Genomic DNA, 20,964 nt, shown 5'->3' with positions numbered 1-20,964 from the left:
CGGGTGCGGGGCAGACGTCTTCGTTGCTCGCCGCAGGAACAGCCAGGGCGTTATGAAGCCGATGGGCAACCTCGTGCCGCTGACGGCCGGAGACGCCTCGATCACTGACGGCGCCACGCTCGAGGCGTCCGGTGCGCGGCTCGCGATCGATCGCTTGGACGGCGAGGCGGCGAGCCTCGTCTTCGAGTTGGACACGGGCACGCCGCTGCGCGTCGGCTACGACGGCGTCTACGCCTGCGGCGCGGGAGGCGCGCCTAGCGCCGCTGCTTCTCGAAGAGGTCGATCAGTTCTGCGACCTTCTCGCGCTGCGCCTCCGGGTCGCCCGAGCGCACCGCGTCCTCGACGCAGGTCGCAGCGTGGTTCTTGAGCACCTCGCTCTCGACGCGGCGCAGGGCGGCTTTTACGGCGGAGAGCTGGTGCAGCACGTCGATGCAGTAGCGCCCGTCCTCGATCATGCCCGCGATGCCGCGCACCTGGCCTTCGATCCGTCGCAGCCTGTCGATCGTTTCTTTCGCCACCCTGCTTCCTCGCGCCTTCGTGCTTCAACGGTATCACATCGGGAAGAAAGCGCTCGGAACCTATACCCCCCTGGGGTTGTCCTCACTAGATCGTCGCGCGAGCTCGTGAAGGAGCCGACGAACCCTGGAGTAGAGATGAAGGTCTTCGCCGGGAGGGAAAGTACGACTGGTGCCGGATGCATACGGAGAATGTCTCCCGGTGCATCGCCAAGCTCGAGAAAATCGCTGCGATAACGATCGTTCCAGACGAGGCACTACCTGATCAAGGACGGGAGAACAGACCTGCCGCCCCTCTCTCACGCTACTAACGAATCGAGGCGATGCAATGGACGACGGTTTTCTCCAGATCTGGAACGAGAGCGCCATCACGGCGCTTGGCCTATTCTGGACGGCATTCTGGGCGTTCGGCCTAGGCTATCTTATTTCGTCCATGATCCAGGTGCTCGTTACACGCGAGCGCATGCAGAAGACGATGGGTGAAGACGGGCCGAAGTCGGTTGCGTTGGGCACCTTCTTCGGTTTCGTCTCCTCGTCTTGCAGCTTCGCGGCGCTATCAGGCACGAGGGCGCTCTTCGCCAAGGGCGCCGGGCTCGTACCCTCGCTCGCTTTCCTGCTCGCATCCACCAACCTCGTCGTCGAGCTCGGCATCATCATCGGTATCTTCCTCGGATGGCAGTTCGTGGTCGGCGAGTATATCGGCGGCGCTCTCCTGATCCTCGGCATGTGGCTCGTCGTCAGTGTCACCCGGAAGCTCGCGCCGATCGAGGAAGCGCGCGAGCACGCCAAGGAGCAGCAAGGCGATGACGGAGAGGAAGGCGAGACCCCGAACTGGAAGAAGAAGATTCGCTCCAAGGCTGGCTGGCGGCAGATCGCAAACCGCTACCACATGGAGTGGGCGATGGTCTGGAAAGACGTGACCATCGGCTTCACCGTGGCGGGCATCGTCGCGGCCTTCGTGCCGAGAAGCTTTTTCGAGTGGCTGTTCGTTGGCGGAGAGGATCCCGGCTTTTGGGCACTCGTCGCGCAGTCTCTCGTCGGCCCGGTAGCGGCTTTCTTTACCTTCATCGGCTCGATGGGAAACATCCCGCTCGCTGCCGTCCTCTATGGCAACGGCGTCGCCTTCGCGGGCATCATGGCGTTCATCTTCTCCGACCTCGTTGTAATCCCGGTTTTGCGTGTGAACGCGAAATACTACGGCTGGAAGATGGCGCTCTATATCCTCAGCGTCTTTCTCGTTGTGCTTGTCGCAACGGCGCTGATTCTGCACTACGGCTTCGACCTGCTCGGTCTCCTGCCGTCCGCTGAAGACGTGCGCTCGGTCACGGACCGTGAGTTCTTCAAGATCGACTATACGTTCTGGCTGAACGCGGCGTTCCTTACGCTGACGGCCGGGTTCTTCGCGTGGAAGATCGCGACGAAGGGCATCGAGCTGACGACCGGCGACGGCATCGCCGAGACCGTCCTCTTCTACCTCGCGATGTTCGCATACCTGTGGCTTGCCGGCGGGCTCATGGTCGGATGGATCGGCGCTGGATGACGGGGGAACGTTCGCAGCGTCGTCACGGGTAGCACCTCGCCTCTCCTCGCACGAAGCACCGTCCATTACATATACCCCCTAACGGTATCAGAATGTGGAGATAGATCATGTCAGCGATTGCGACGCCCAGCGACCAAAGCGCGCCCTCCGTCCAGACGGACGACCAGGCCGCCAAGAAGGCCGTCCTGCACCGCATGGTGATGGAGAAGCACGTCTGCCCCTACGGGCGGAAGTCCAAGTGGCTGCTGGAGCGCCGCGGCTACGAGGTCGAGGACCACTGGCTGACGACGCGGGAGGAGACCGACGCCTTCAAGGCGGAGCACGACGTGGACACCACGCCCCAGACCTTCATCGGCGGCGAGCGCATCGGCGGCTACGACGCCCTGCGCGAGCGGTTCGGCATCACGACCCAGGCCGACAAGGAGACGACCTACACCCCCGTCCTGGTTATTTTCGGCGTCGCCGCGCTGATGGCCCTGGCGACCTCCTTTTACGCCTTTGGGACGATCTTCTCCGTGCGCGGCGTCGAGTGGTTCGCTGCGTTCTCGATGGCGATGCTAGCGGTGCAAAAGCTCCGCGACGTCGAGAGATTCTCGACGATGTTCTTGAACTACGACGTGCTGGCACAGCGCAGCCCCACCTACGGGTACGTCTACCCGTTCGCGGAAGGGATCGCCGCCGTTCTGATGATCGCGGGCGGGATCCTCGGCCTCATCGGCTCGCCCATCGCGCTCTTCATCGGTACCGTCGGGGCCTACTCCGTGTTCAAGGCCGTCTACGTGAAGAAGCGGGAGCTGAAGTGCGCCTGCGTGGGCGGGGGGTCCAACGTCCCGCTGGGGTTTGTCAGTCTGACCGAGAACCTGGTGATGATCGCGATGGGGCTTTGGATGCCGATCAAGCTGCTCTTCCTTTCGTGACTTGGTTGATCGCGGTGCGTGAACTTCCTCTTCAGCGGATTCGTGCCTAGGTAGCCTCTATGAGCCCTCACGGACGCCTCTTCAGGATCGTCGCGTTGCTGACTGCCATCATGTGGCAGCTCTGCAGCGCGGCCGTCGCTGCGCACGAGACGTCCGAGGCGTTCGCGCATGCGGGCGAGGATCCCGCCGGGGTGCACAGCCTCCTCGATGTCGAGCCTAACGACGACTCGTCGGAAGGTCAGGTCGAGAAGGGTGAGCAAGACCATCCAGCTCACGCACCTTGTGGGCCTTGTCACGGACATGCGCTCGGCATCTCCTCTGATCTCGATCGGATCGGCGCACCGGTCGTCTCCGGCTTTGTGCTCGTGCATCGGGCCGGACCGCTCCCGTCTCGCCCCGACGGCCTCTTCCGGCCCCCTCGCGTCTGACCTGACGCTGCGCCATCTGGCGCGTCCAATGGTCATTCACGCGAAGGAACTTCTATGCCATCCCCCTATCTTGGCGGAGCCGCGATCGCGGTTCTCGCCAACCTGACGGCCGTGCCAGCGGTCGCACAGGAGGTTTGCTCCGGTGCGACGGAACAGATCGGCAACCTCTTGCCGGCGAACGAGCCATATTCCCTGCCAGCGGTTTTGGAAGCCGTCCGCGCCGCATCACCGGAGGTGCAAAGCGCAGCCCTGGAAGCTGTCGCGCAGGGCCATGAGGCTCAGCAGGCCGGTCTGTGGACCAACCCTGTCCTCTCCGTCGAAGCTGAGAACTTTGCCGGTGACGCTTTCGGCGGCGCAAGTCCTCTACCGGGCTACGACTTCGCCGAGACGACGGTGTCGATCGGCCAGACTTTCCGTCTGGGCGGGAAGCGGCGTGCAGAGCGGCGTGCCGCGCTCGCTCGCGCCGCCCTTGCCGAGGCTGACCGCGACGCGACGTTGCGGGCTCTGGAGCGCGAGGCGGCGTCCGTCTTCTACGAGCTCGCCGCTGCCGAGCAGGCAGCCGCACTCGCCGAAGAAGCCGCTGTCTTGTCTGGGCAACTTGCCGACGCGGTCGGCGCTCGTGTCGAGGCCGGAAAAAGCCCTGGCACCGCGCTCGACCGCGCTGTCGCCGCTCGGGCAGACGCAGACGCTGCTGCAGCGGCCGCACGGGCTCAGGCCGAGGCGCTCGCCTTTGCGCTGTCGAGCTTCTGGGGCGGCAGCGAGCCCGCCGCCATCCAGACCGCCGACCTCCTGGCGCCGATCACTCTGCCCTCGCCCAGTCTCGTAGCCGAGCGGGTGCGAGACCATCCAGAGCTGCGTTTCGCTGAGGCCGACCGTGAGGCTCGCTTCACCGAGAGGCGGGCCGCGAGGGCGAACGCTTATCCCGACCTGACGGCGACCCTTGGCGTCAGGCGCTTCGAAGGTGACGGGACGGAAGCGCTTGTCGCTGGAGTGAGTGTTCCTCTGCCGCTCTTCGACCGGAACCAGGGCAACCGGCGCGCCGCAGCGGCTCGCGCCCGCGGCGCGGACTATCGTGCGGGCACTACGGCTGCCCGGCTGATGGGTCAGGCCCAGAGGGCGCTTGTCACCGCTCGCACGACGGACAGGAGGCGCGCGGCGCTGGCCGATGAGGCATTGCCTGCCGCCCGGGCCGCAGCCGACGCGGCCCGGACCGGCTACCGCGCCGGCAAGTTCGACCTGACGACGGCCCTCGACGCGCAGGCGACCTTCATCGGCGTTCAGCGCGCCGTCATCGCTGCTGGCTTCGCTGCCAGGGACGCTGAAGCGGACGTCAGCGCCCTGGCCGGACTACCGCCATTCTCACCTACATTCTGTCAGGAGACGGATCGATGACCGTGCTCAGAACCGCATCCATGATCGCCCTCCTCGTCGCCCTGGCCGCCTGCGGCGACAGCAATTCCCAGGAACCGGAAGCTGACGCCGAGACAGCGATCGGCCAAGGCACGGACGAGGAGCACGAAGAGGGCGGCGACGAGGTCGAGATCGACCAGGCAGACGCCGCGGCGCTTGGCATAGAGATCCAACGAGCAAGCCTCTCCGCGCTCGGCCAGCGGACCGAGCTGCCGGCCGAGATCAAGTTCGCCGCCGACCGGGTCGCCTACATCGCACCGCGCGTCGACGGCGTGGTCCGCTCTCTCGAAGCGACGGAGGGCGACCTCGTCGAGGCTGGCGAGGTTCTCGCCGTGCTCGACAGCGGGCGCCTCGCGGCCCTCATGGCCGACTACCACGGGGCCCGCGCTGCCGAGCGCTTCGCCGACTCGACGCTGGCCCGTGAGCGCGAGCTGCTCGATCAAGCGATCACCTCGCAGGCGGAGTTCGCCGAGGCCGAGCAGGAGGCCGCCATGGCCACCGCGCGCCGGGAGGCGGCCGAGACGGCTCTTCACGCGGCAGGCATCGATCACGATCAGATCGAAAGCTTGGTTAGCGGCTCCGACGGGGCGGCAGGGCGTTACCGGATCACTTCGCCGATTGCCGGCCGCGTGATCGAACGGACGCTCAGCCTAGGCCAGTCCGTCCAGGGAGGCACCGAGGGCGGCGCGCCCGCTTTCGTCGTCGCCGACGACAGCGTCGTCTGGGCGGACGTTCAGGTCTATGCCGCCGACCTCGGCCGGATCGAACCGGGTGCCGGCGTCGTCTTGAACGGCGAGAATGGCCGTCAGATCGCCATCGGCGAAGTGGCTTTCGTCATGCCGCAGCTCTCGGAGGGCTCTCGCACCGCCACGGCTCGCGTCATCCTAGAGAATGAGCAACGAGCGTTGCGACCCGGTCAGTTCGTCACAGCGAGCCTCGAGACCGGCAGTTCAGAGCAGGCGCTGACCGTGCCTAAGGGCGCGGTCGTGGCGTTCGAAGGCGGTGAGGTCGTCTTCGTGCCGACCGATCACGGGTTCGGTGCCGTCGGCGTTGAGACGGGGCGGCAGGTCGGGGACGAGGTGGAGATCGTCTCCGGGCTCGAACGCGGCCAGGCCTTCGTCGCCGAGGGGGCGTTCACCCTCAAGGCTGAACTCGAGAAGGCCGGCTTCGGCGACGGGCACGGCCACTAGGCCAGCAGCCCCGCTCTCTCAACGCATCAGGACACGATCATGCAGAACTTCATGTACCGCGTCGCGGGCGGGCGGCTCCTTGCCGGGCTCGCCGCCGTCGCGATCACCATCGCCGGCATCTGGGCATTCCGCTCCCTGCCGGTCGACGCCTTTCCCGACGTCACACCCTCCCTCGTTCAGGTCTTCACGGAGACTGAAGGCCTCGCGCCGGAGGAGGTCGAACGCTACGTCACCTACCCGCTGGAAACGTCCATGTCCGGACTGCCGAAGGTCGAGGAGATCCGCTCGGTCTCGAACTTCGGCCTCTCCGTCCTCAACATTTACTTCGAGGACGGAACGGACGTCTACTTCGCTCGGCAGGTCGTCGGCGAGCGCTTGGCCGAGGCGAGGAACGCGATCCCCGAAGGGTTTGGCGAGCCGCAGATGGGCCCGATCAGCACGGGCCTCGGCATCATCCTCTACTACCAGCTGGTCGACGAAACCGGTGACCGCAGCCTGATCGAGATGCGCGAGATCCAGGACTGGCTGATCAAGTACCAGCTGCAGTCCGTGCCCGGCGTGACCGAGGTCCTGTCGCTCGGCGGCTACGAGAAGCAGTACCAGGTCCGTATTCGGCCGGACGCTCTTCTCCGCTACGATCTCACCGTCTCCGACGTGGTGACGGCGTTAGAGGCGGGCAACCGCACCGCTGGCGCCCAGTACTTGGAAGTCGATTCGGAGCAGTACGTCGTGCGCGGCATCGGCCTGGCCGAGGACATTCCCGACCTCGGGGCCGCCATCCTGAAGACCGTGGACGGCACACCTGTTCGCGTCTCCGACGTGGCCGAGATCGCGATCGGCGGCGGCGTGCGCCAGGGTCTCGCCACGGCGGACGGAGAGGGCGAGGTCGTCGCGGGCATCGTCCTCAAGCTCTACGGAACGAACACCTCCGACGTGATCGCGCGAGCCAGCGAGCGCTTCGCCGAGATCAACGAGACGCTGCCCGACGGCGTACGCGCGGTCGCCTACTACGACCAAGCGACGCTCGTGAACGCGGCGTCGTCCACGGTGACGACGGCCTTGTGGCAGGGTGCCCTGCTCGTCGCCGTCCTCATCTTCGCGTTCTTGGGCGGCTGGCGGCCGAGCCTCGTCGTCGTCCTGTCGATTCCGTTCTCGGTCGGCTTCGCCTTCCTCGGCATGAAGCTGCTCGGCGTCTCGGCCAACCTCATGTCGCTCGGCGGCGTCGCCATCGCCATCGGGATGATGGTCGACGGCGCGATTGTCATCGCGGAGAACGTCGACCGCGTGTTGCGGGAAAGCCAGGGCGAGGACCGTCGCACGGCCGTCGCCGAAGCCGTAACGGAAGTGATCGGCCCGCTCCTCGCGGCCGTGGCCGTCGTGATCGTCGTCTTCCTGCCGCTCTTCGCCCTGCAGGGCGTCGAGGGGAAGACGTTCAGGCCCCTCGCCGCTTCGGCCGCGCTCGCAATGACCGGCTCGCTGATCTACGCCGGCCTGATCGCGCCCGCCATCGCGGGCTGGGTCATGCAGCCGAAGACCGGAGGCACGACGGACGACGAGGGACGAATCGGTCGCTCTATCCGTCCTTACGCTGCCTTCTTCGTGCGGCGGCGCATGGCGGCGCTCGGCCTCGCAGGGATCATCCTCGTCGCGGGCGCGTTGGTCTTTCCCCGCTTGGGGTCGGAGTTCACGCCGACGCTCGAGGAAGGAGACATCCTCCTGCGAACGACCATGGCTCCGTCGATCTCCCTGACCGAGGCGGAGGCGACGATGACGCGGGTCGAGAAGCGCATCCTGGATGCCTTCCCCGAAGTCGACCGCGTCGTCACCAGGATCGGCAGGGGCGAAGTCGGCGCGCATGCCGACCCGACCAACAGCGGCGAGAGCTTCCTCGCCTTGAAGCCGAGGGACGAATGGCGACCCGGCTTCTCGCCGGACGATCTCCGGGCGGCGCTGTCCGAAGAGCTGTCGGACTTCCCCGGTATCCTCGTCAACGTCAGCCAGCCCATCGCCATGTCGGTCGACGAGCTATTGACCGGCACGAAGGCGGAACTCGCCGTCAAGATCTTCGGCCCTGACACGGACGAGCTGATCGCGGCGGCGGGCACGCTGCAGGGCATCCTGCAGGACGTGCCGGGGGCGGCGGACGTCCAGATGGACCAGGTGACGGGCGCCCCACAGCTTCAGGTCGATCTCGATCGCCAGGCGCTTTCCCGCTTCGGCATCACGGTCGAGCAGGCTCTGTCGACCGTCCGCGCGGCGATCGGCGGCGAGGAGGCGGGCACGCTCTTCGAGGGAGTGCGGCAGTTCCCCGTCGTGGTCCGCTACGAGGCGGCGTCGCGCGACACGCCCGAGGCGGTCGGGCGCCTGGTAATCAAGGCACCGGGGGGCGCGCTCGTCCCGCTCGAGGCCGTGGCGGACGTGCGTCAGGTCGTCGGTCCGCGTCAGATCACTCGCGAGGACGGGCAGCGCTTCATCACGGTTCAGGCTAACGTGCGAGGACGCGACATCGGGTCCTTCGTCGAGGAGGCGCAAGGCCTGACGGCGGATGGACTGGAACTACCGCCCGGCTACCGCGTCGTCTGGGGCGGGCAGTTCGAGTTGCAACAACAGGCCAACAAGCGCTTCGCCGTGGTCATCCCGATCACGCTCGGCATCGTCCTCCTCATCCTGCTCGTGACCTTCGGGCGGCTGAAGTCGGCACTCCTGATCCTCCTGAACATCCCGCTCGCCTTGGTCGGCGGCGCGATCGCGCTGTGGATCGTCGGCTTGCCCGTATCCGTGCCTGCCACGGTCGGCTTCATCGCCCTGTTCGGCATTGCCCTTGGCAACGGCATGGTGCTGGTGAGCTATCTCGACCGCTTCGCGAGAGAGGGCCGCCCGCTCGACGCGCTCGCGGTGGACGGCGCGGTGCTGCGGGCACGTCCCGTCTTGATGACAGCTCTGACGACCGCGCTCGGCCTTGGCCCCCTCCTCTTCGCGAGCGGGGTCGGCGCGGAGGTGCAGCGACCGCTTGCGACGGTCGTGGTCGGCGGCCTCGTCACCTCCACCGTGCTGACGCTGCTCGTCCTGCCGGCACTGCATCGATGGTTCGCGCCGAAGCCGACGGAGGACAATAGTCGAACCCGGCTCGGCCCGGCGCCTCTGCGGACGGCGAACGCCTGAGGAGGCAGACATGGGACAAGGACACGATCACGGCGTCAGCGCCACGGCGAGCAACGAGAGGAAGATCGCCATCGCCGCCGTGCTGACCGGCAGCTTCATGTTGGCCGAGGTCTTCGGCGGCATAGTATCCGGCTCGCTCGCCCTCATCGCTGATGCCGGTCACATGCTGACCGACTTCGCCTCCCTCCTGCTCGCCTGGGGGGCGATCCGTCTCTCGCGGCGACCGGCGACCTGGAAGCGCAGCTACGGCTACGACCGCTTCTCGGTGCTCGCCGCCTTCGTGAACGGGCTGTCACTGTTCCTGATCGCGGCGTGGATCTTCTACGAGGCGGTCAAGCGGTTCCGCGAGCCCGTCGAGGTCTTGGGCGGGCTCATGTTCTGGGTCGCCGTCGCCGGGCTCGCGGTGAACATCGTCGCCTTCTGGATGCTGACCCGAGGCGAGGGCTCGAACCTCAACGTCCGCGCCGCCGCGCTGCACGTGCTGGGCGACCTCCTGGGCTCGGTCGGCGCGATCGTCGCCTCGATCGTCATCATGCTGACCGGCTGGATGCCGATCGACCCGATCCTGTCGGTCTTCGTCACGGCGTTGATCCTGAGAGCCGCCTACCGAGTGGTGAAGGAGAGCGCGAGCATCCTTCTGGAGAGCGCTCCGGAAGGATTGGAGGCGGAGAAGATCAAGGCCGCGATCCTCGAGGGCGTCCCCGGCGTGACGGAAGTGCGGCACATCCACGCCTGGTCCATCACCGAAGAGCGGCCGATGCTGACGCTTGAGATCGACGCGGAGGCGGGCACGGAGCACCGCGCCATGCGCGAGGCGGTGAAGGCCTTGCTGCACGAGCGGTTCGACGTCGATCACGTCACCGCCGAGATCGACGTGACGGAAGGTCAGGGAGCCGGCGCCCGGCTCGGCCCGGCCTGATGGGAATCCTCGATGCTGGACAGGTCCAGCACCTCTACGATCGTCGCGCGGGTCACTACGACGCCCTGACCTTGGCGTTCCGCGCGCTTGGCTTCGGTCGCCATCAGAGTCGGCTGGTGGCGGAACTGGGCCTGTCCGAAGGTGCGACGGTGGTCGACCTGTGCTGCGGCACAGGCGTGAACTTGGAGGAACTCTCGTCAGCCGTCGGGTCGCGAGGCGCCGTCATCGGCGTAGACCTCTCCGAAGGGATGCTCTCTGAAGCGAGAGAGCGAGTGCGCGCCGCCGGTCTCGCCAACGTCCAACTCGTTCAGGCCGACGTGAGGGACTATCAGCTCCCTGACGAGGCTGCGGCGGTGCTCTCCACCTTCGGTCTCGAGATGGTGCCTGCCTACGATGAGGTGATCGAGGGGTTGGCCGAGCGCCTACCTGTCGGCGGTCGAGTTGGCCTTCTCGGGCTGAAGCATCCGGAAGGCTGGCCGGACTGGCTCGTCGAGGCTGGCGTTGTCGCGACGAAGCCGTTCGGGGTGAGCAGGGACTACGAGGACTTCAGGCCTTGGACCGCAGCCGACCAGCATTTCGATAGGCGCTCGTTCCGTGAACACCTCTTGGGCGCTGCCTACAGCTACGTCGGCGAGAAGGCACAGGGCCTGACCTCTCTCGGAAATGGCGAGCCATGATCGTACTCTGGTTCGCCCTCCTCGGAGTCTCACTCTGGGCAGCGCACTGGGGCGCGGAGCAGGCGGCAGCCGTCCTGAAGAAGGCACGCGCTCAGCTCCGCATCTCCGCCGTCGCAGGCGGGGCGCTCGTCGGCCTGGCCTCGGCATCCCCCGAGGTCGGCATCAACCTGGTCAGCGCGATCCAAGGTGTCGGCGACATCGGGCTCGGTGTGGCCTTCGGCAGCAACGTCATCGCTATCCCGCTGATGGTCGCGACCGGTTACGTCGCGACGCGGAAGAAGGAGTTGCCCGGCCACGAAGGTCACGTCCGGCACCGCGATCAGAAGATGATCGCCGTCTCGGAAGAAGCGATCATCGTTCACGCCGTACCCAACACGCTCGTCGTGCTTCTGGTCGGCCTCCTCGTCCTGCCGCCGCCTTGGCAGGGCTTGCAGCCGATCGACGCCGCCATCATCGGACCGGCCTACCTCGCCTACCTCGCCAACGCTGCGTTCCGGAACCGGCCCGACCGCGAGGACGTCTCCTGGGAACGCAAGGAGGTCATGCTTGCCGTCGCCGGCATCGTCGCGATCGCGGTCAGCACCTACCTCGCGGTGACGGCGACCGAGCGCATCGTCGAGGCGCTTGGCATCCCGCTCATCGTCGGCGGGCTGCTCGTCACCGCGCCGGTCGCGACCCTGCCGGAGGTGTTCGCGACGTGGAAGGTCACGCGGCGCGGCGAGGTGGACGCAGGCATCACCAGCACGCTGGGCGACAACTCGGTGACGATGACCCTCGCCCTCGTCCCGCCGGCGCTCGTCGGGCTCAGCTTGCAGGACGTACCGCTGACCGCCCTTTCCGTCGTCTTCGCTGCGTTCATGCCGGCCTACTACGCGGTCGCGATCAAGCGAACGAAGGACGCAACTGGCACGGCAGGGTTCAGGCGGGGGCAGCTATACGCCTTCGGAGGCGCCTTGTTCGTCTACCTCGTCGCCGCACTCATTTTGGGGCTAAGATGACCATGCCGAACAGGACCATCTTCACCGTTCCCGGCATGGACTGTCCGTCCGAGGAGCAAGCGATCCGAATGCGGCTCGCGGACGTGCAAAGCGTTCAGGACCTTCGCTTCGATCTCGATGCGCGCCAGGTACAGGTATGGCACGAGGGCGAGGTCGCGCCGGTCGCCGAGGCGATGCGGACGCTCGGCATGGGTGCAAAGCAGGCGGGCGAGACGGAGGCCGACACGCCGCTACCAGAAGCTGAAGACGCACGCCAGCGCGGCCCCCTCGCCATCGCTCTCGCCATCAATGCCGCCTTCTTCGTCGGCGAGCTGGCGGCGGGCCTGATCGCGGACTCGATGGGCCTCGTCGCGGACTCGCTCGACATGCTGGCCGACGCGCTCGTCTACGCCCTCAGCCTCGCGGCCGTCGGCGGCACGGCGCTGCGCAAGAAGCGCCTCGCCCGGTCCAGCGGCTACCTGCAGCTCGGCCTGGCGCTGTTCGGACTGATCGAGGTTGTCCGCCGCTTCGTCACGGGGGACGAGCTGCCGGGCGTGACCGTGATGATCGTCGTCGCGACCCTAGCGCTGATCGGCAACGTCGTCACTCTCCTCGTGCTTAGGAAGGCCGGTCGCGGCGAGGCGCACGTCGAGGCGAGCTGGATCTTCACCTCCAATGACATCAAGGTGAACGGCCTCGTCATCGCCTCGGCGCTCATCGTCTGGGCGACGGGCGCGGCTTGGCCGGATCTGCTCGCGGGCGCCTTCATCTTCATCGTCGTCGCGAACGGCGCGCGGCGAATCTTGAAGCTGTAACGGCGAGGTCGAACGCAGACACGAATTGACCCTGACCGTCCTGGACGCGCAGCTAGTCCCAAGTGCCTATGGTCTGGTTCGAACTCAGCGCGTCGATGACAGGACAGTCCGGTACGTCGCCAAGCGCGCAGGCGTCGGCGGCGCTCGCAAGCGTCCGTTCCAGCGACCGCAAGTTCTCGATACGCTGCCGAACGCTGTCTAGGTGCCGGATAGCGACCTCGTGGACCTCGGCGCATGACGGCGGGCCATCCTCAAGCCCGAGAAGGGAACGCACGTCCTCTAAGGGGAAGCCAAGCTCGCGCCCGCGTTTGATGAACCGCAAGCGAGCGATATGCGCCGAGCCGTAGCGGCGATGCCCGCTCTGAGTTCGGTCGGGCATCGGCATGATCCCGATCCGTTCGTAGTAGCGGATGGTCTCCACCTTCACGCCTGTCCGCTCGGCAAGGCGTCCGATGGGTAAGCCGTCCTGCATCGCCGCCTCGGTCAGATGGGGGTTGAACCTGTAGTGGCTACAGGTCGTACAGGCGATGGGATGGAAACGACAGATCCCGAACGAAGCGGCCGAAGCGACGGCGGCGCGGCAGCGTCCAGCGGCATCGTGGCTGGCGTCCTGGCTGCTGTCGGCGCGTCGTGCTGCGTGCTGCCGCTGGTGCTGATCCAGCTCGGCGTCGGCGCGGCGCTCGCCGGAAGCCTGACCGTGCTCGCTCCGCTCCGCCCCTGGTTCCTGCTCGCGGCGGTCGGCCTTCTCGGTTGGGCGGCGTTCCGCGCATTCCGGGGTGGGCGGCCCAGGATGCGTGTCATCGTCCTTCTGACGCTCGGCACCGCCGTCCTTGCCGCCGCCCTCATCCTCCCCGCCTTCGAGCGCGACCTCCTGCGGTGGGCCCAGACCCTGTGACCGAGGCCCCATGACCGACATCAAACTGACCTCGACGCTGACCTGCCCGTCCTGCGGGCACCGGAGCACGGACGAGATGCCGATCGACGCCTGCCAGTTCTTCTACGACTGCAAGGGCTGCGGGGTGGTCCTGCGCCCGAACAAGGGCGGTTGCTGCGTCTACTGCTCGTTCGGCGACACGCCCTGCCCCCCAATCCAGGAAGGAAGCTGTTGTGCCTGACAAGTTCGGCCTCGTCGTCATCGGCGTCGGCATGGCGGGCCTGAACGCCGCGAAGAAGTGCGTCAACGCCGGCCTGTCCGTCGCCGTCGTCGACGAGCGGCCCTACGGCGGCACCTGCGCGTTGCGAGGGTGCGACCCGAAGAAGATGTTGCGGCGGGGAGCGGAGGTCGTGGAGGCGGCGCGCCTGATGGCAGGGAAAGGCATCGGCGATACCCCTCGCATCGAATGGGCCGATCTCATGGCGCACAAGCGCTCCTTCACCGATCCCGTCCCCAAGAAGATGGAGGGCAGCCTGGACGAGGCAGGCGTCGTCACGCTGCACGGAGCGGTCCAGTTCGTGGGGCCGGCGGCGTTGCAGATCGGCGAGCGAGAAGTCGAAGCCGCGAAAGTCCTGGTCGCGACCGGGCAGCGACCTCGGTCTCTCGACGTTCCCGGCGCCGAACACCTGACGGACTCGACGGAGTTCTTGGAGCTGGAAGAGCTGCCTCGCCGCATCCTCTTCGTCGGCGGCGGCTACGTCTCGATGGAGTTCGCGCACATCGCCGCGCGGGCCGGGGCGTCCGTCACCGTCGCGGATCGGGGCAAGCGGCCATTGAAGGCATTCGATCCCGACCTCGTCGACCGGCTCGTCGAAAGCTCGAAGGAAGCAGGCATCGACTTCGCCTTCGGCGCGTCGCTCGCGAAGGTCGAACGGCGTGGGGGCGGTCTCGTCGCGACTTTGGACCGGGACCGAGGGAGCATCGAGATCGAGGCCGACCTGGTCGTCAACGGCGCGGGACGCGTGCCGGAGATCGGGCACTTGAACTTGGAAGCGGCTGACGTCGCGCACGGGGATGGACGCATCACGGTGACCGAGCACCTGCGTTCGACAACGAACCCGAACGTCTACGCCGCAGGCGACTGCGCCGCGACGGACGGGCTGCCGCTCACCCCTGTCGCCGTGCACGAGGGTGCGGTCGCCGCGTCGAACGTCCTGAAGGGCGATCACCGGACGGCGGACTACGCGGGCGTGCCGAGCGTGGCCTTCACCCTGCCCGAGATCGTGCGGATCGGCATGTCCGAGGAGGACGCCCGCCAGTCAGACCGCGACGTGGACGTCCGCTTCAACGAAACGTCCGCCTGGTACTCGAACCAGAGGATCGGCGCGAAGGTCGGCGCGACGAAGGTGATCGTGGACAAGACGACGGACGAACTGCTCGGCGTTCACCTGTTCGGCTACGGACAAGCGGAGGTCGCGAACCTGTTCGCGCTGGCCATGCGTTCCGGACTGAAAGCTGCGAACCTTCGGCGCATGCAGAGCGCCTACCCGACGCACGGCTCGGATGTGAGTTCTATGCTAGGCTGACGCAAGGCGGCGACCGAACGGACTGGGGCTCGTACTGCCTCATTTCTCTGCAGAACCTGAAGCCTATCCTGGTGAAAATGCCTGGCAAACAGGGTCGCTTCGCGACGCTGAGGGTTTGGGTCCTATCGTCAGGGCCGCTGCGCGGCACTCGTGCCAGGAAGGCGCCGCGCTGACGCGCGGTCTGCTAGCCGCGTCAGCGGCTTCCAAAATGAAACCTCGTGCTTTGCCGGTCCGACGCTTTCGTTTACCATTCGATCGAGGGCTTCCTCGCCCTCCCCGTATGGCGGTGACACTTCTATTTTGCGGTTAAGCTGTCAGTTCTAACTGGGAGCAACAGACCGGGAAGCTTGTCGGTGCGAGTTCGAGAGCCGAATTGACAGGCTGATCACCTCGCCCCCACACTCCTGGCCGTTCTAGGGGGCGGAATGATGTTCGCAGCGATTGTACAAGTCGAGGAACCGACAGACGCGCAGATGGCGATGTTTGTCGAACTGAGCGAGAAATACAACAAACCAGAAGAAGCTTACGGCGTCGTCGAGCTGTTTGCCAACTGCGCGGCATCGTACCGTGTGGAAGCTGAGTTGTTCGAACCTGATAAGCCGGCGTCAGCGGAGTTCCGAAGGAACCTTGCGAACGGTGCGGAGATGGTCTCGCTCTTCATCGGCAGCCTGCACTACGACGCGCCTGCTCCTATGACGACGGGTATGATCGAAACCCGTATCACACAGTACATCGCGAACTTCGAGATGGCACCGGATGAAGCCGTTGCCGACCTTCAGAACAACCTCTCCATCTGTGTCGACGCGAGCTTGTTCCAGAAGAGCGTCATCGATGCCATGAGGCAAACGCTTCCGGCCTCACAAAATTAGCGTTGCGGAAAGCGTGCTTCCGGCGGCTCTCTACCGTCGCCGTTCGCCCTGCCGTAGTCGTCCGTAGTCGTCGGTCTCCGCTCCTTCTCCGCCGCCATGCCCGCTGTCGGATTGCATAAGTCGATGCGACTGAACACAAGACCATGCGTCCGAACATGTGCAAGGCCCCTCCTTCTATCACGAGCCGCTACGCCGCAAAGAGCACGGACCTTCTCCAGCGCCGTCTCTCTAATCGGCAAGATCTAAAGGCCAATGGTCGCCTCGACTTCTTACGCAGTCGCCTTGAGTGAGGCAGTTGGTTCACGTGATGTTCGGCCGTCAGTCGCATTGACTTCTGCAACTCAACAGCTTCCCTTCTAGGGGAAACCGACGCCTTCGACTTCATCGAGGGGAGTTCTTGCTAGGCTCGCGCAACGGCGGCAGACCATGCCCATGCGCCAGCACCTCCCCCTCCGCCTCTACGTCTCGGTCATGAGCCTGGCTCTCGCGGGCTGCACGCAGCCTGCGCCAGACGGCGCTGCACGCAGCGACGCGCCTCGGAGCGCCCTGCCCTCAGCGGGTCCAGGAACCGCCGGCGGGGATGACGCCGACGACCAGTCGTCGGTCGCCTTCGCCTCGCCCGCCGCCTGCGACGATGCCGTGCGCTCTGGCGCGCGCTTCGAGGGCGGCCGGAACGACGGCGAGCTGCGCCTTGCGACGTGGAACATCCGCTGGTTCCCGGACGGAACGCCGAGGGAGGACGCCGGCACCGACCTGGGCTGGCTCGCTTGCACACTTGCCTTCCTGGATGCGGACGTCATCGCGCTTCAAGAGATCAAGACGACCGCGGCCAGCGATGTCGCCTGGGCGGTCGTGACGGACGCGTTTCGGGACTACGCCGGCGGCGAGTGGCAGGTCGACCTTCAGGACTGCGGCGGCGAAGGACAGCAGCATACGGGCTTCCTCTACGACGCCGACCGCGTCCGACTCGAGCGCGCGTCCGACGCGTGGGAGATGAACGGCGCCTCGCTCGGCCCCATCGATCCCTGCGCCGGCAACCTCCGCCCCGGCCGGGCGGCCTACGTGCGATCCTTGACCGAAGGCGGGGCGGACTTCTCCCTCGTTGCCGTCCACCTCGACAGCGGCAGGGGCGAGAAGGACTTCCGGACCCGCCAAGAGGCCTACGATCGGCTCGACGGGCTGTTCTCCCGCCTCTTCGCCTCTGAGCGCGACCGGGACCTCATCGTCATGGGCGACTTCAACACCATGGGCGCTGACGGCATCATGGAAGGCCCAAGCGAGATCGAAGCGCTGAGCCAGATCGCCGCGAACGAAGCGCCTGGTTTCGTGCTGATGCCGACCGACATCCCCTGCACGGAATACTACCGCGGCCAGTGCGGCGCGCTCGATCATATCGTCGTCGCGGCCGGCATAGCGGAGCGCGAGGCGCGGCTCGTTTCGGTCAGCGGGATCTGCGCGGCGCGAAACGGAGAGCGCTTCCCCGAAGCGTCACCACCGGCCGCCTACGAAGTGCTGTCGGACCACTGCCCCGTCGTGCTCGACCTCGCCGATGAGGACCGGGACTGAGCTGGCCACCGGTTCCGGCGTTGGCGACGGAAGCTCAACGACCGAACGGCAACACCGCTCAGCGCGCACCCGTCAGCTCAGGGGGCGCGGACGACGTCGATCGACCGCGTAAGCACGATCGACCATTCGGAATCACTGCCTACTCTACAACCTGTCCGGCACGTTCTAGCAACGACCGAACGGCCGTTGGCATGTGCTCGAAGGTCGAACGTCGGTTCTCCTCCATAACCTCATACCCCACCTCTTGTGAGCCGACGAGACGAGCGACCCTCGGGCGTTCGAGCCGCTCAAAGCCGCCTTCGCAGTCGCCAGCCTGGGTGGTGACCTCGAAGACCTCCTTCGCTTCCGTATTGATCGTCATGACGGGACGCCGGCACCCTTGCGGCCCGGTGGGTTCTAGGGTCAGGACCGGCGGATTCCACGACGTGATGCGAAGCGTCTCGAGCGACAGCCGCAGATGGTTGGCCTGTCCGATCGTTGCTAGGACCGTCTCGGCGTGCGTGCAGGACCCGCTGGCGATGTCGCAGTCGTAGATGTGCCTATTGAGCGGGAACGCAATCGTCTCGCCCTCGAGGATCCATGTGCCCTGCGCTCTAATCCAACCATCCGCGGCGAACACGTCGGGCCCCTCACCGCTGAGCGGCAAGTAGATCTCCTCAGGCGGAAACGCATCGTCGAGGTCGTCCATCGCCACGATGTCAGCGATCGTGAGCTCGCCTGTCGCTTCTCGTCCGTGCGCCTTTTGCCACTCCCGTACCGCCTCGTCGCGCACAGATCCGTCTTCCCGTAAGATTCCATAGCCGGCGCGACTCAAACGCATCCCGACCTCAAGTTCTCGAGCGCGGAGCACCAAGGCGCGGTCCTCCTCGTTACCGTCGACTTCGAGGATCATCACGTCCGCTAGCGAACAGTGGCCGTACTGCTCGAGAAGTTGGTTCCGGCCGCCCGGGGCGTCGTTCAACGTGCGACAGTCGACGGCCTCTGCCGCCGCGGACTGGAAGAGACATGCTGCCGACAACGCGCCAGCAGCGATCCATGACAATGGCCCCATGCCGGTTCTCCTTCTTTATCTAGCTCTATGAACGCGTTCCTCGGATACCGCAGCCGGCCAGCAGATCCCGGTCCGGCTGTCGATCCCCCCGATCGATCCGAATGAACACCAAATGTCGCTAATGGGCCATTCCGTGCAAAGCGGCGTCGCGAAGTAACATCCTACTTCGGCGAGGAACTCTCATCGCAGCCGGCTCTACCGAACGGGCTTCTTCCTTTCCCGTAGCCGAGCAGCCGATGACCGATGCTGTCCGTCCTCCGGGCGTTCGTTTGCCGCCGGGGAAGCGGTAGGCTAAACATCACAGGGGCGCGAGGGCGGTGGTCGCCTCTAAGGTGAGCCGAGGGGAGGCACGTGTGTTGGACGAGGAGCACGTCGCGACCCGCACGTGGCGGGTGACGCCGGACCTCATGTGCATCGTCGACCGGGAGCGCCGCTTCGTTGCAGTCAACCCGAGCTGGACGCCGACGCTCGGCTGGTCGCCAGAGGAGATCGTCGGTCAGCCCTTCAGCTCCTTCTTGCACTCAGACGACGTCGAGCCGACGCACGCCGCCTTCGCGCGGACCCTGTCCGGTGAGCCGGTGCGCCGCTTCGAGAACCGCTACCGGACCAAGGACGGCGGCCACCGCTGGCTGTCCTGGGTCGCCGTCCCCGAGGGCGAGCACATCTACGCATCGGCGCGCGACGTGACCGAGGACAAGGTGCGCGAGCAGACCATCACCGACCAGCGCGAGGAGGCGGACCTGCGCGAGCAACTCCTCGCCGTGCTTGGCCACGACCTGCGCAACCCCCTTGGCGCCGTCGTGGCGGGCATCCGGCTCCTCGCGAAGGAGGCGGACGGTCCACGTTCCCACGACGTCCTGCGCCAGATGCGAGCCAGCACGGTCCGCATGGAGGAGCTGATCGGCAACATGATGGACTTCGCGCGCGTCCGCTTAGGCGACGGGCTCGGCCTGGACAGGGAACCTTGCGCCGACCTCGATGCGCGCGTCCGGCACGTGATCGAGGAGATCGAGCAGGCCTATCCGGACGCGCGGATCGAACTCGATATGGACCTCGGCGGGGCGCCTGTCTGCGACGGCGACCGGGTGATGCAGGTCTTCTCGAACCTCTTGGGCAACGCGGTCACGCACGGGACGCGCGGGAGCCCGATTGAGGTGACGCTCGGCGACGCCGACGGGCGGCTGAGCCTGTCCGTCTGCAACCGCGGCGAGCCGATCTCGGACCATGCGCGAGAGACGCTGTTCCAACCCTTCTTCAAGGGCGAGGCGAGGACCAGCCCGCAGGGTCTCGGGCTCGGCCTCTACATCTGCGCGCAGGTAGCCGAGGCGCATGGCGGTCGTCTGGACGTCACCTCGGACGAGGCACTGACCTGCTTCACGCTGGACGTGCCCGCCCGGGGGTGAGTGGCGGGACAGGGCGAACGGGTCTTTCCCGGCCGATGCCTGCCGCTTGTTCGGCGAACACGAACCTCCGCCTTCGGCAAGATTCGTAGCTAGCCGTCATCTTTACCCGGCGACCGATGAGGCTCGGAGACCCGTTAGCGACATCAGATGGGATTTCGACATCCGGTAGCGTCGTTCGGTGGAGCCGTAAGCGGGCATCGATGTTCGGTAGAAGACGTCCGCCCTGGCAACATGAGCCGTCGGTGGGATCGATGGATGGATCTGACAAGCGCTCTAGGCCAAGGAGCGTTTGTACCTCGTGACTCACCAACCACGGCGAGCTGCCATTGACCTCCTCCGCCGCGACCGGCGCGAAGAGCCACCCGCCAGCCGCAATGAGAGGGATGGAGAGACGATGTTTCCACATTCCGCCCTGTTCGCCTATCCGAGTGAACAGACGCTGAGCGGACTGGACGGATCACGCCGCGCCGTCCGTATCGCTTAGCGAGACGGGTCGATCGACCGGAGGCCCCGCTGGAGCGCCTGCAGCTTCTCGAAGGTCCGCGGCGCGCGGTTGGCAAGGTCCGCGCGGTCCGTGCCGATGCCGTCGAGGGGCCAGACGACGAGCTCGCCTCGGCGAAGCGCAGCCTCCACTGGGCGGAAGTCGTGCTCGAGGCATGCCACGTTGCGGCTGTAGTCCTCGTCCGACCAGTAGGCGTCATCGGCGCTCGACGGTGTCCGCTTCGTCGCGATGCCGATCGCGTTCGGCTCGTCCCGCATCTCGCGGGCCTGACCGCCCTTACCGGTCCGGGCCTCGTTGTCCCCGAACACGTACCAGACGTGACGGTTAGCGCGCAGGTCCGCGCGGTAGATCCGCTTCTGAAACAAGATCGGCATCGTCCTCTCCCTGTCGGGCTACGCCCCGACGGGCCCCCTCTCCTCCTACTGCGCCGCGGCTCAGCAGCAACGCGCAACCGGTCGCGACCAGCTTCGAGCGCGGTTCGTTCCGCGGGCCCTGTCGAAGCTGCTATCGTACGGAGGAGGCTGGCAACTTCACCGCCGCCGGGACTTGTTGCCTGGCACGCC

20 protein-coding genes are annotated in these 20,964 nt (G+C 66.3%); 16 read left to right on the top strand and 4 right to left on the bottom strand.

Annotated elements, in window-relative coordinates:
- Positions 1-254: 254 nt before the first annotated feature.
- Positions 255-518, bottom strand: a complete 264-nt coding sequence (locus tag GGQ59_RS13720; protein WP_031556391.1) for a metal-sensitive transcriptional regulator — start codon at positions 516-518, stop codon at positions 255-257.
- A gap of 325 nt (positions 519-843) precedes the next feature.
- Here GGQ59_RS13720 and GGQ59_RS13715 point away from each other — a divergent pair, with 325 nt between their 5' ends.
- From GGQ59_RS13715 to GGQ59_RS13670, 10 genes are all read left to right on the top strand, one after another.
- Positions 844-2,055 (top strand): permease, encoded by a 1,212-nt coding sequence (locus GGQ59_RS13715; RefSeq protein ID WP_031556390.1) that lies wholly within the window; start codon positions 844-846, stop codon positions 2,053-2,055.
- A 194-nt stretch (positions 2,056-2,249) separates the two neighbouring features.
- The gene (locus GGQ59_RS13710; RefSeq protein WP_051882389.1) at positions 2,250-2,972 is read left to right on the top strand and encodes a MauE/DoxX family redox-associated membrane protein; all 723 of its coding nucleotides are present in this window, start codon (positions 2,250-2,252) and stop codon (positions 2,970-2,972) included.
- Between the two features lie 59 nt (positions 2,973-3,031).
- Positions 3,032-3,400, top strand: coding sequence for a hypothetical protein (locus GGQ59_RS13705; RefSeq protein ID WP_183819607.1), 369 nt, complete (start codon positions 3,032-3,034; stop codon positions 3,398-3,400).
- 54 nt (positions 3,401-3,454) lie between these two features.
- Positions 3,455-4,792 carry a TolC family protein gene (locus GGQ59_RS13700; protein ID WP_051881907.1) on the top strand — a complete coding sequence of 446 codons (1,338 nt, stop codon included), beginning with the start codon at positions 3,455-3,457 and terminating at the stop codon, positions 4,790-4,792.
- Entirely contained in the window at positions 4,789-6,000 is a 1,212-nt protein-coding gene (locus tag GGQ59_RS13695; protein WP_183819605.1) for an efflux RND transporter periplasmic adaptor subunit, read from the top strand. Before GGQ59_RS13700 ends, GGQ59_RS13695 begins: the two co-directional genes overlap by 4 nt.
- A gap of 39 nt (positions 6,001-6,039) precedes the next feature.
- Positions 6,040-9,162, top strand: coding sequence for an efflux RND transporter permease subunit (locus tag GGQ59_RS13690; protein ID WP_183819602.1), 3,123 nt, complete (start codon positions 6,040-6,042; stop codon positions 9,160-9,162).
- Positions 9,163-9,172: 10 nt separating this feature from the next.
- A complete protein-coding gene (locus tag GGQ59_RS13685; RefSeq protein ID WP_051882358.1) occupies positions 9,173-10,081 on the top strand; it encodes a cation diffusion facilitator family transporter in 909 nt (302 codons plus the stop codon).
- Positions 10,081-10,758, top strand: a complete 678-nt coding sequence (locus GGQ59_RS13680; protein WP_051882359.1) for a class I SAM-dependent methyltransferase — start codon at positions 10,081-10,083, stop codon at positions 10,756-10,758. Before GGQ59_RS13685 ends, GGQ59_RS13680 begins: the two co-directional genes overlap by 1 nt.
- A complete protein-coding gene (locus GGQ59_RS13675) occupies positions 10,755-11,756 on the top strand; it encodes a hypothetical protein (protein WP_031556216.1) in 1,002 nt (333 codons plus the stop codon). The genes GGQ59_RS13680 and GGQ59_RS13675 overlap by 4 nt, the downstream gene beginning before the upstream one ends.
- 2 nt (positions 11,757-11,758) lie before the next feature.
- On the top strand, positions 11,759-12,550 hold the full coding sequence (locus GGQ59_RS13670; protein ID WP_031556218.1) for a cation efflux transmembrane domain-containing protein: 792 nt from the start codon (positions 11,759-11,761) through the stop codon (positions 12,548-12,550).
- Positions 12,551-12,602: 52 nt separating this feature from the next.
- Here GGQ59_RS13670 and GGQ59_RS13665 read toward each other — a convergent pair whose 3' ends face one another.
- A complete protein-coding gene (locus GGQ59_RS13665; RefSeq protein ID WP_031556220.1) occupies positions 12,603-13,022 on the bottom strand; it encodes a MerR family transcriptional regulator in 420 nt (139 codons plus the stop codon).
- A gap of 60 nt (positions 13,023-13,082) precedes the next feature.
- Here GGQ59_RS13665 and GGQ59_RS13660 point away from each other — a divergent pair, with 60 nt between their 5' ends.
- From GGQ59_RS13660 to GGQ59_RS13640, 5 genes are all read left to right on the top strand, one after another.
- Complete coding sequence (locus GGQ59_RS13660) at positions 13,083-13,445, top strand: mercuric transporter MerT family protein (RefSeq protein WP_051882360.1); 363 nt, start codon at positions 13,083-13,085, stop codon at positions 13,443-13,445.
- Between the two features lie 10 nt (positions 13,446-13,455).
- The gene (locus tag GGQ59_RS13655) at positions 13,456-13,665 is read left to right on the top strand and encodes a GDCCVxC domain-containing (seleno)protein (protein WP_031556225.1); all 210 of its coding nucleotides are present in this window, start codon (positions 13,456-13,458) and stop codon (positions 13,663-13,665) included.
- Positions 13,658-15,010: an FAD-dependent oxidoreductase gene (locus GGQ59_RS13650; RefSeq protein WP_183819600.1), complete on the top strand. Its 1,353-nt coding sequence runs from the start codon at positions 13,658-13,660 to the stop codon at positions 15,008-15,010. The genes GGQ59_RS13655 and GGQ59_RS13650 overlap by 8 nt, the downstream gene beginning before the upstream one ends.
- 425 nt (positions 15,011-15,435) lie before the next feature.
- Positions 15,436-15,879, top strand: coding sequence for a hypothetical protein (locus GGQ59_RS13645; RefSeq protein ID WP_183819598.1), 444 nt, complete (start codon positions 15,436-15,438; stop codon positions 15,877-15,879).
- A gap of 432 nt (positions 15,880-16,311) precedes the next feature.
- Positions 16,312-17,445 (top strand): endonuclease/exonuclease/phosphatase family protein, encoded by a 1,134-nt coding sequence (locus GGQ59_RS13640; RefSeq protein ID WP_183819596.1) that lies wholly within the window; start codon positions 16,312-16,314, stop codon positions 17,443-17,445.
- 139 nt (positions 17,446-17,584) lie between these two features.
- Here GGQ59_RS13640 and GGQ59_RS13635 read toward each other — a convergent pair whose 3' ends face one another.
- Positions 17,585-18,337, bottom strand: coding sequence for a peptidoglycan-binding domain-containing protein (locus tag GGQ59_RS13635; protein WP_183819595.1), 753 nt, complete (start codon positions 18,335-18,337; stop codon positions 17,585-17,587).
- Positions 18,338-18,849: 512 nt separating this feature from the next.
- Here GGQ59_RS13635 and GGQ59_RS13630 point away from each other — a divergent pair.
- Positions 18,850-19,899: an ATP-binding protein gene (locus tag GGQ59_RS13630; RefSeq protein ID WP_183819593.1), complete on the top strand. Its 1,050-nt coding sequence runs from the start codon at positions 18,850-18,852 to the stop codon at positions 19,897-19,899.
- Between the two features lie 480 nt (positions 19,900-20,379).
- Here GGQ59_RS13630 and GGQ59_RS13625 read toward each other — a convergent pair whose 3' ends face one another.
- Positions 20,380-20,775 carry a DUF7831 domain-containing protein gene (locus GGQ59_RS13625; RefSeq protein WP_183819591.1) on the bottom strand — a complete coding sequence of 132 codons (396 nt, stop codon included), beginning with the start codon at positions 20,773-20,775 and terminating at the stop codon, positions 20,380-20,382.
- Positions 20,776-20,964 lie beyond the last annotated feature (189 nt).

Origin of the sequence: Parvularcula dongshanensis, from assembly GCF_014199615.1 — a bacterium.
Lineage (GTDB): Bacteria > Pseudomonadota > Alphaproteobacteria > Caulobacterales > Parvularculaceae > Parvularcula > Parvularcula dongshanensis.
The sequence above is the reverse complement of the archived record's forward strand: the minus strand, read 5'-3'. Positions and strand labels throughout refer to the sequence as shown.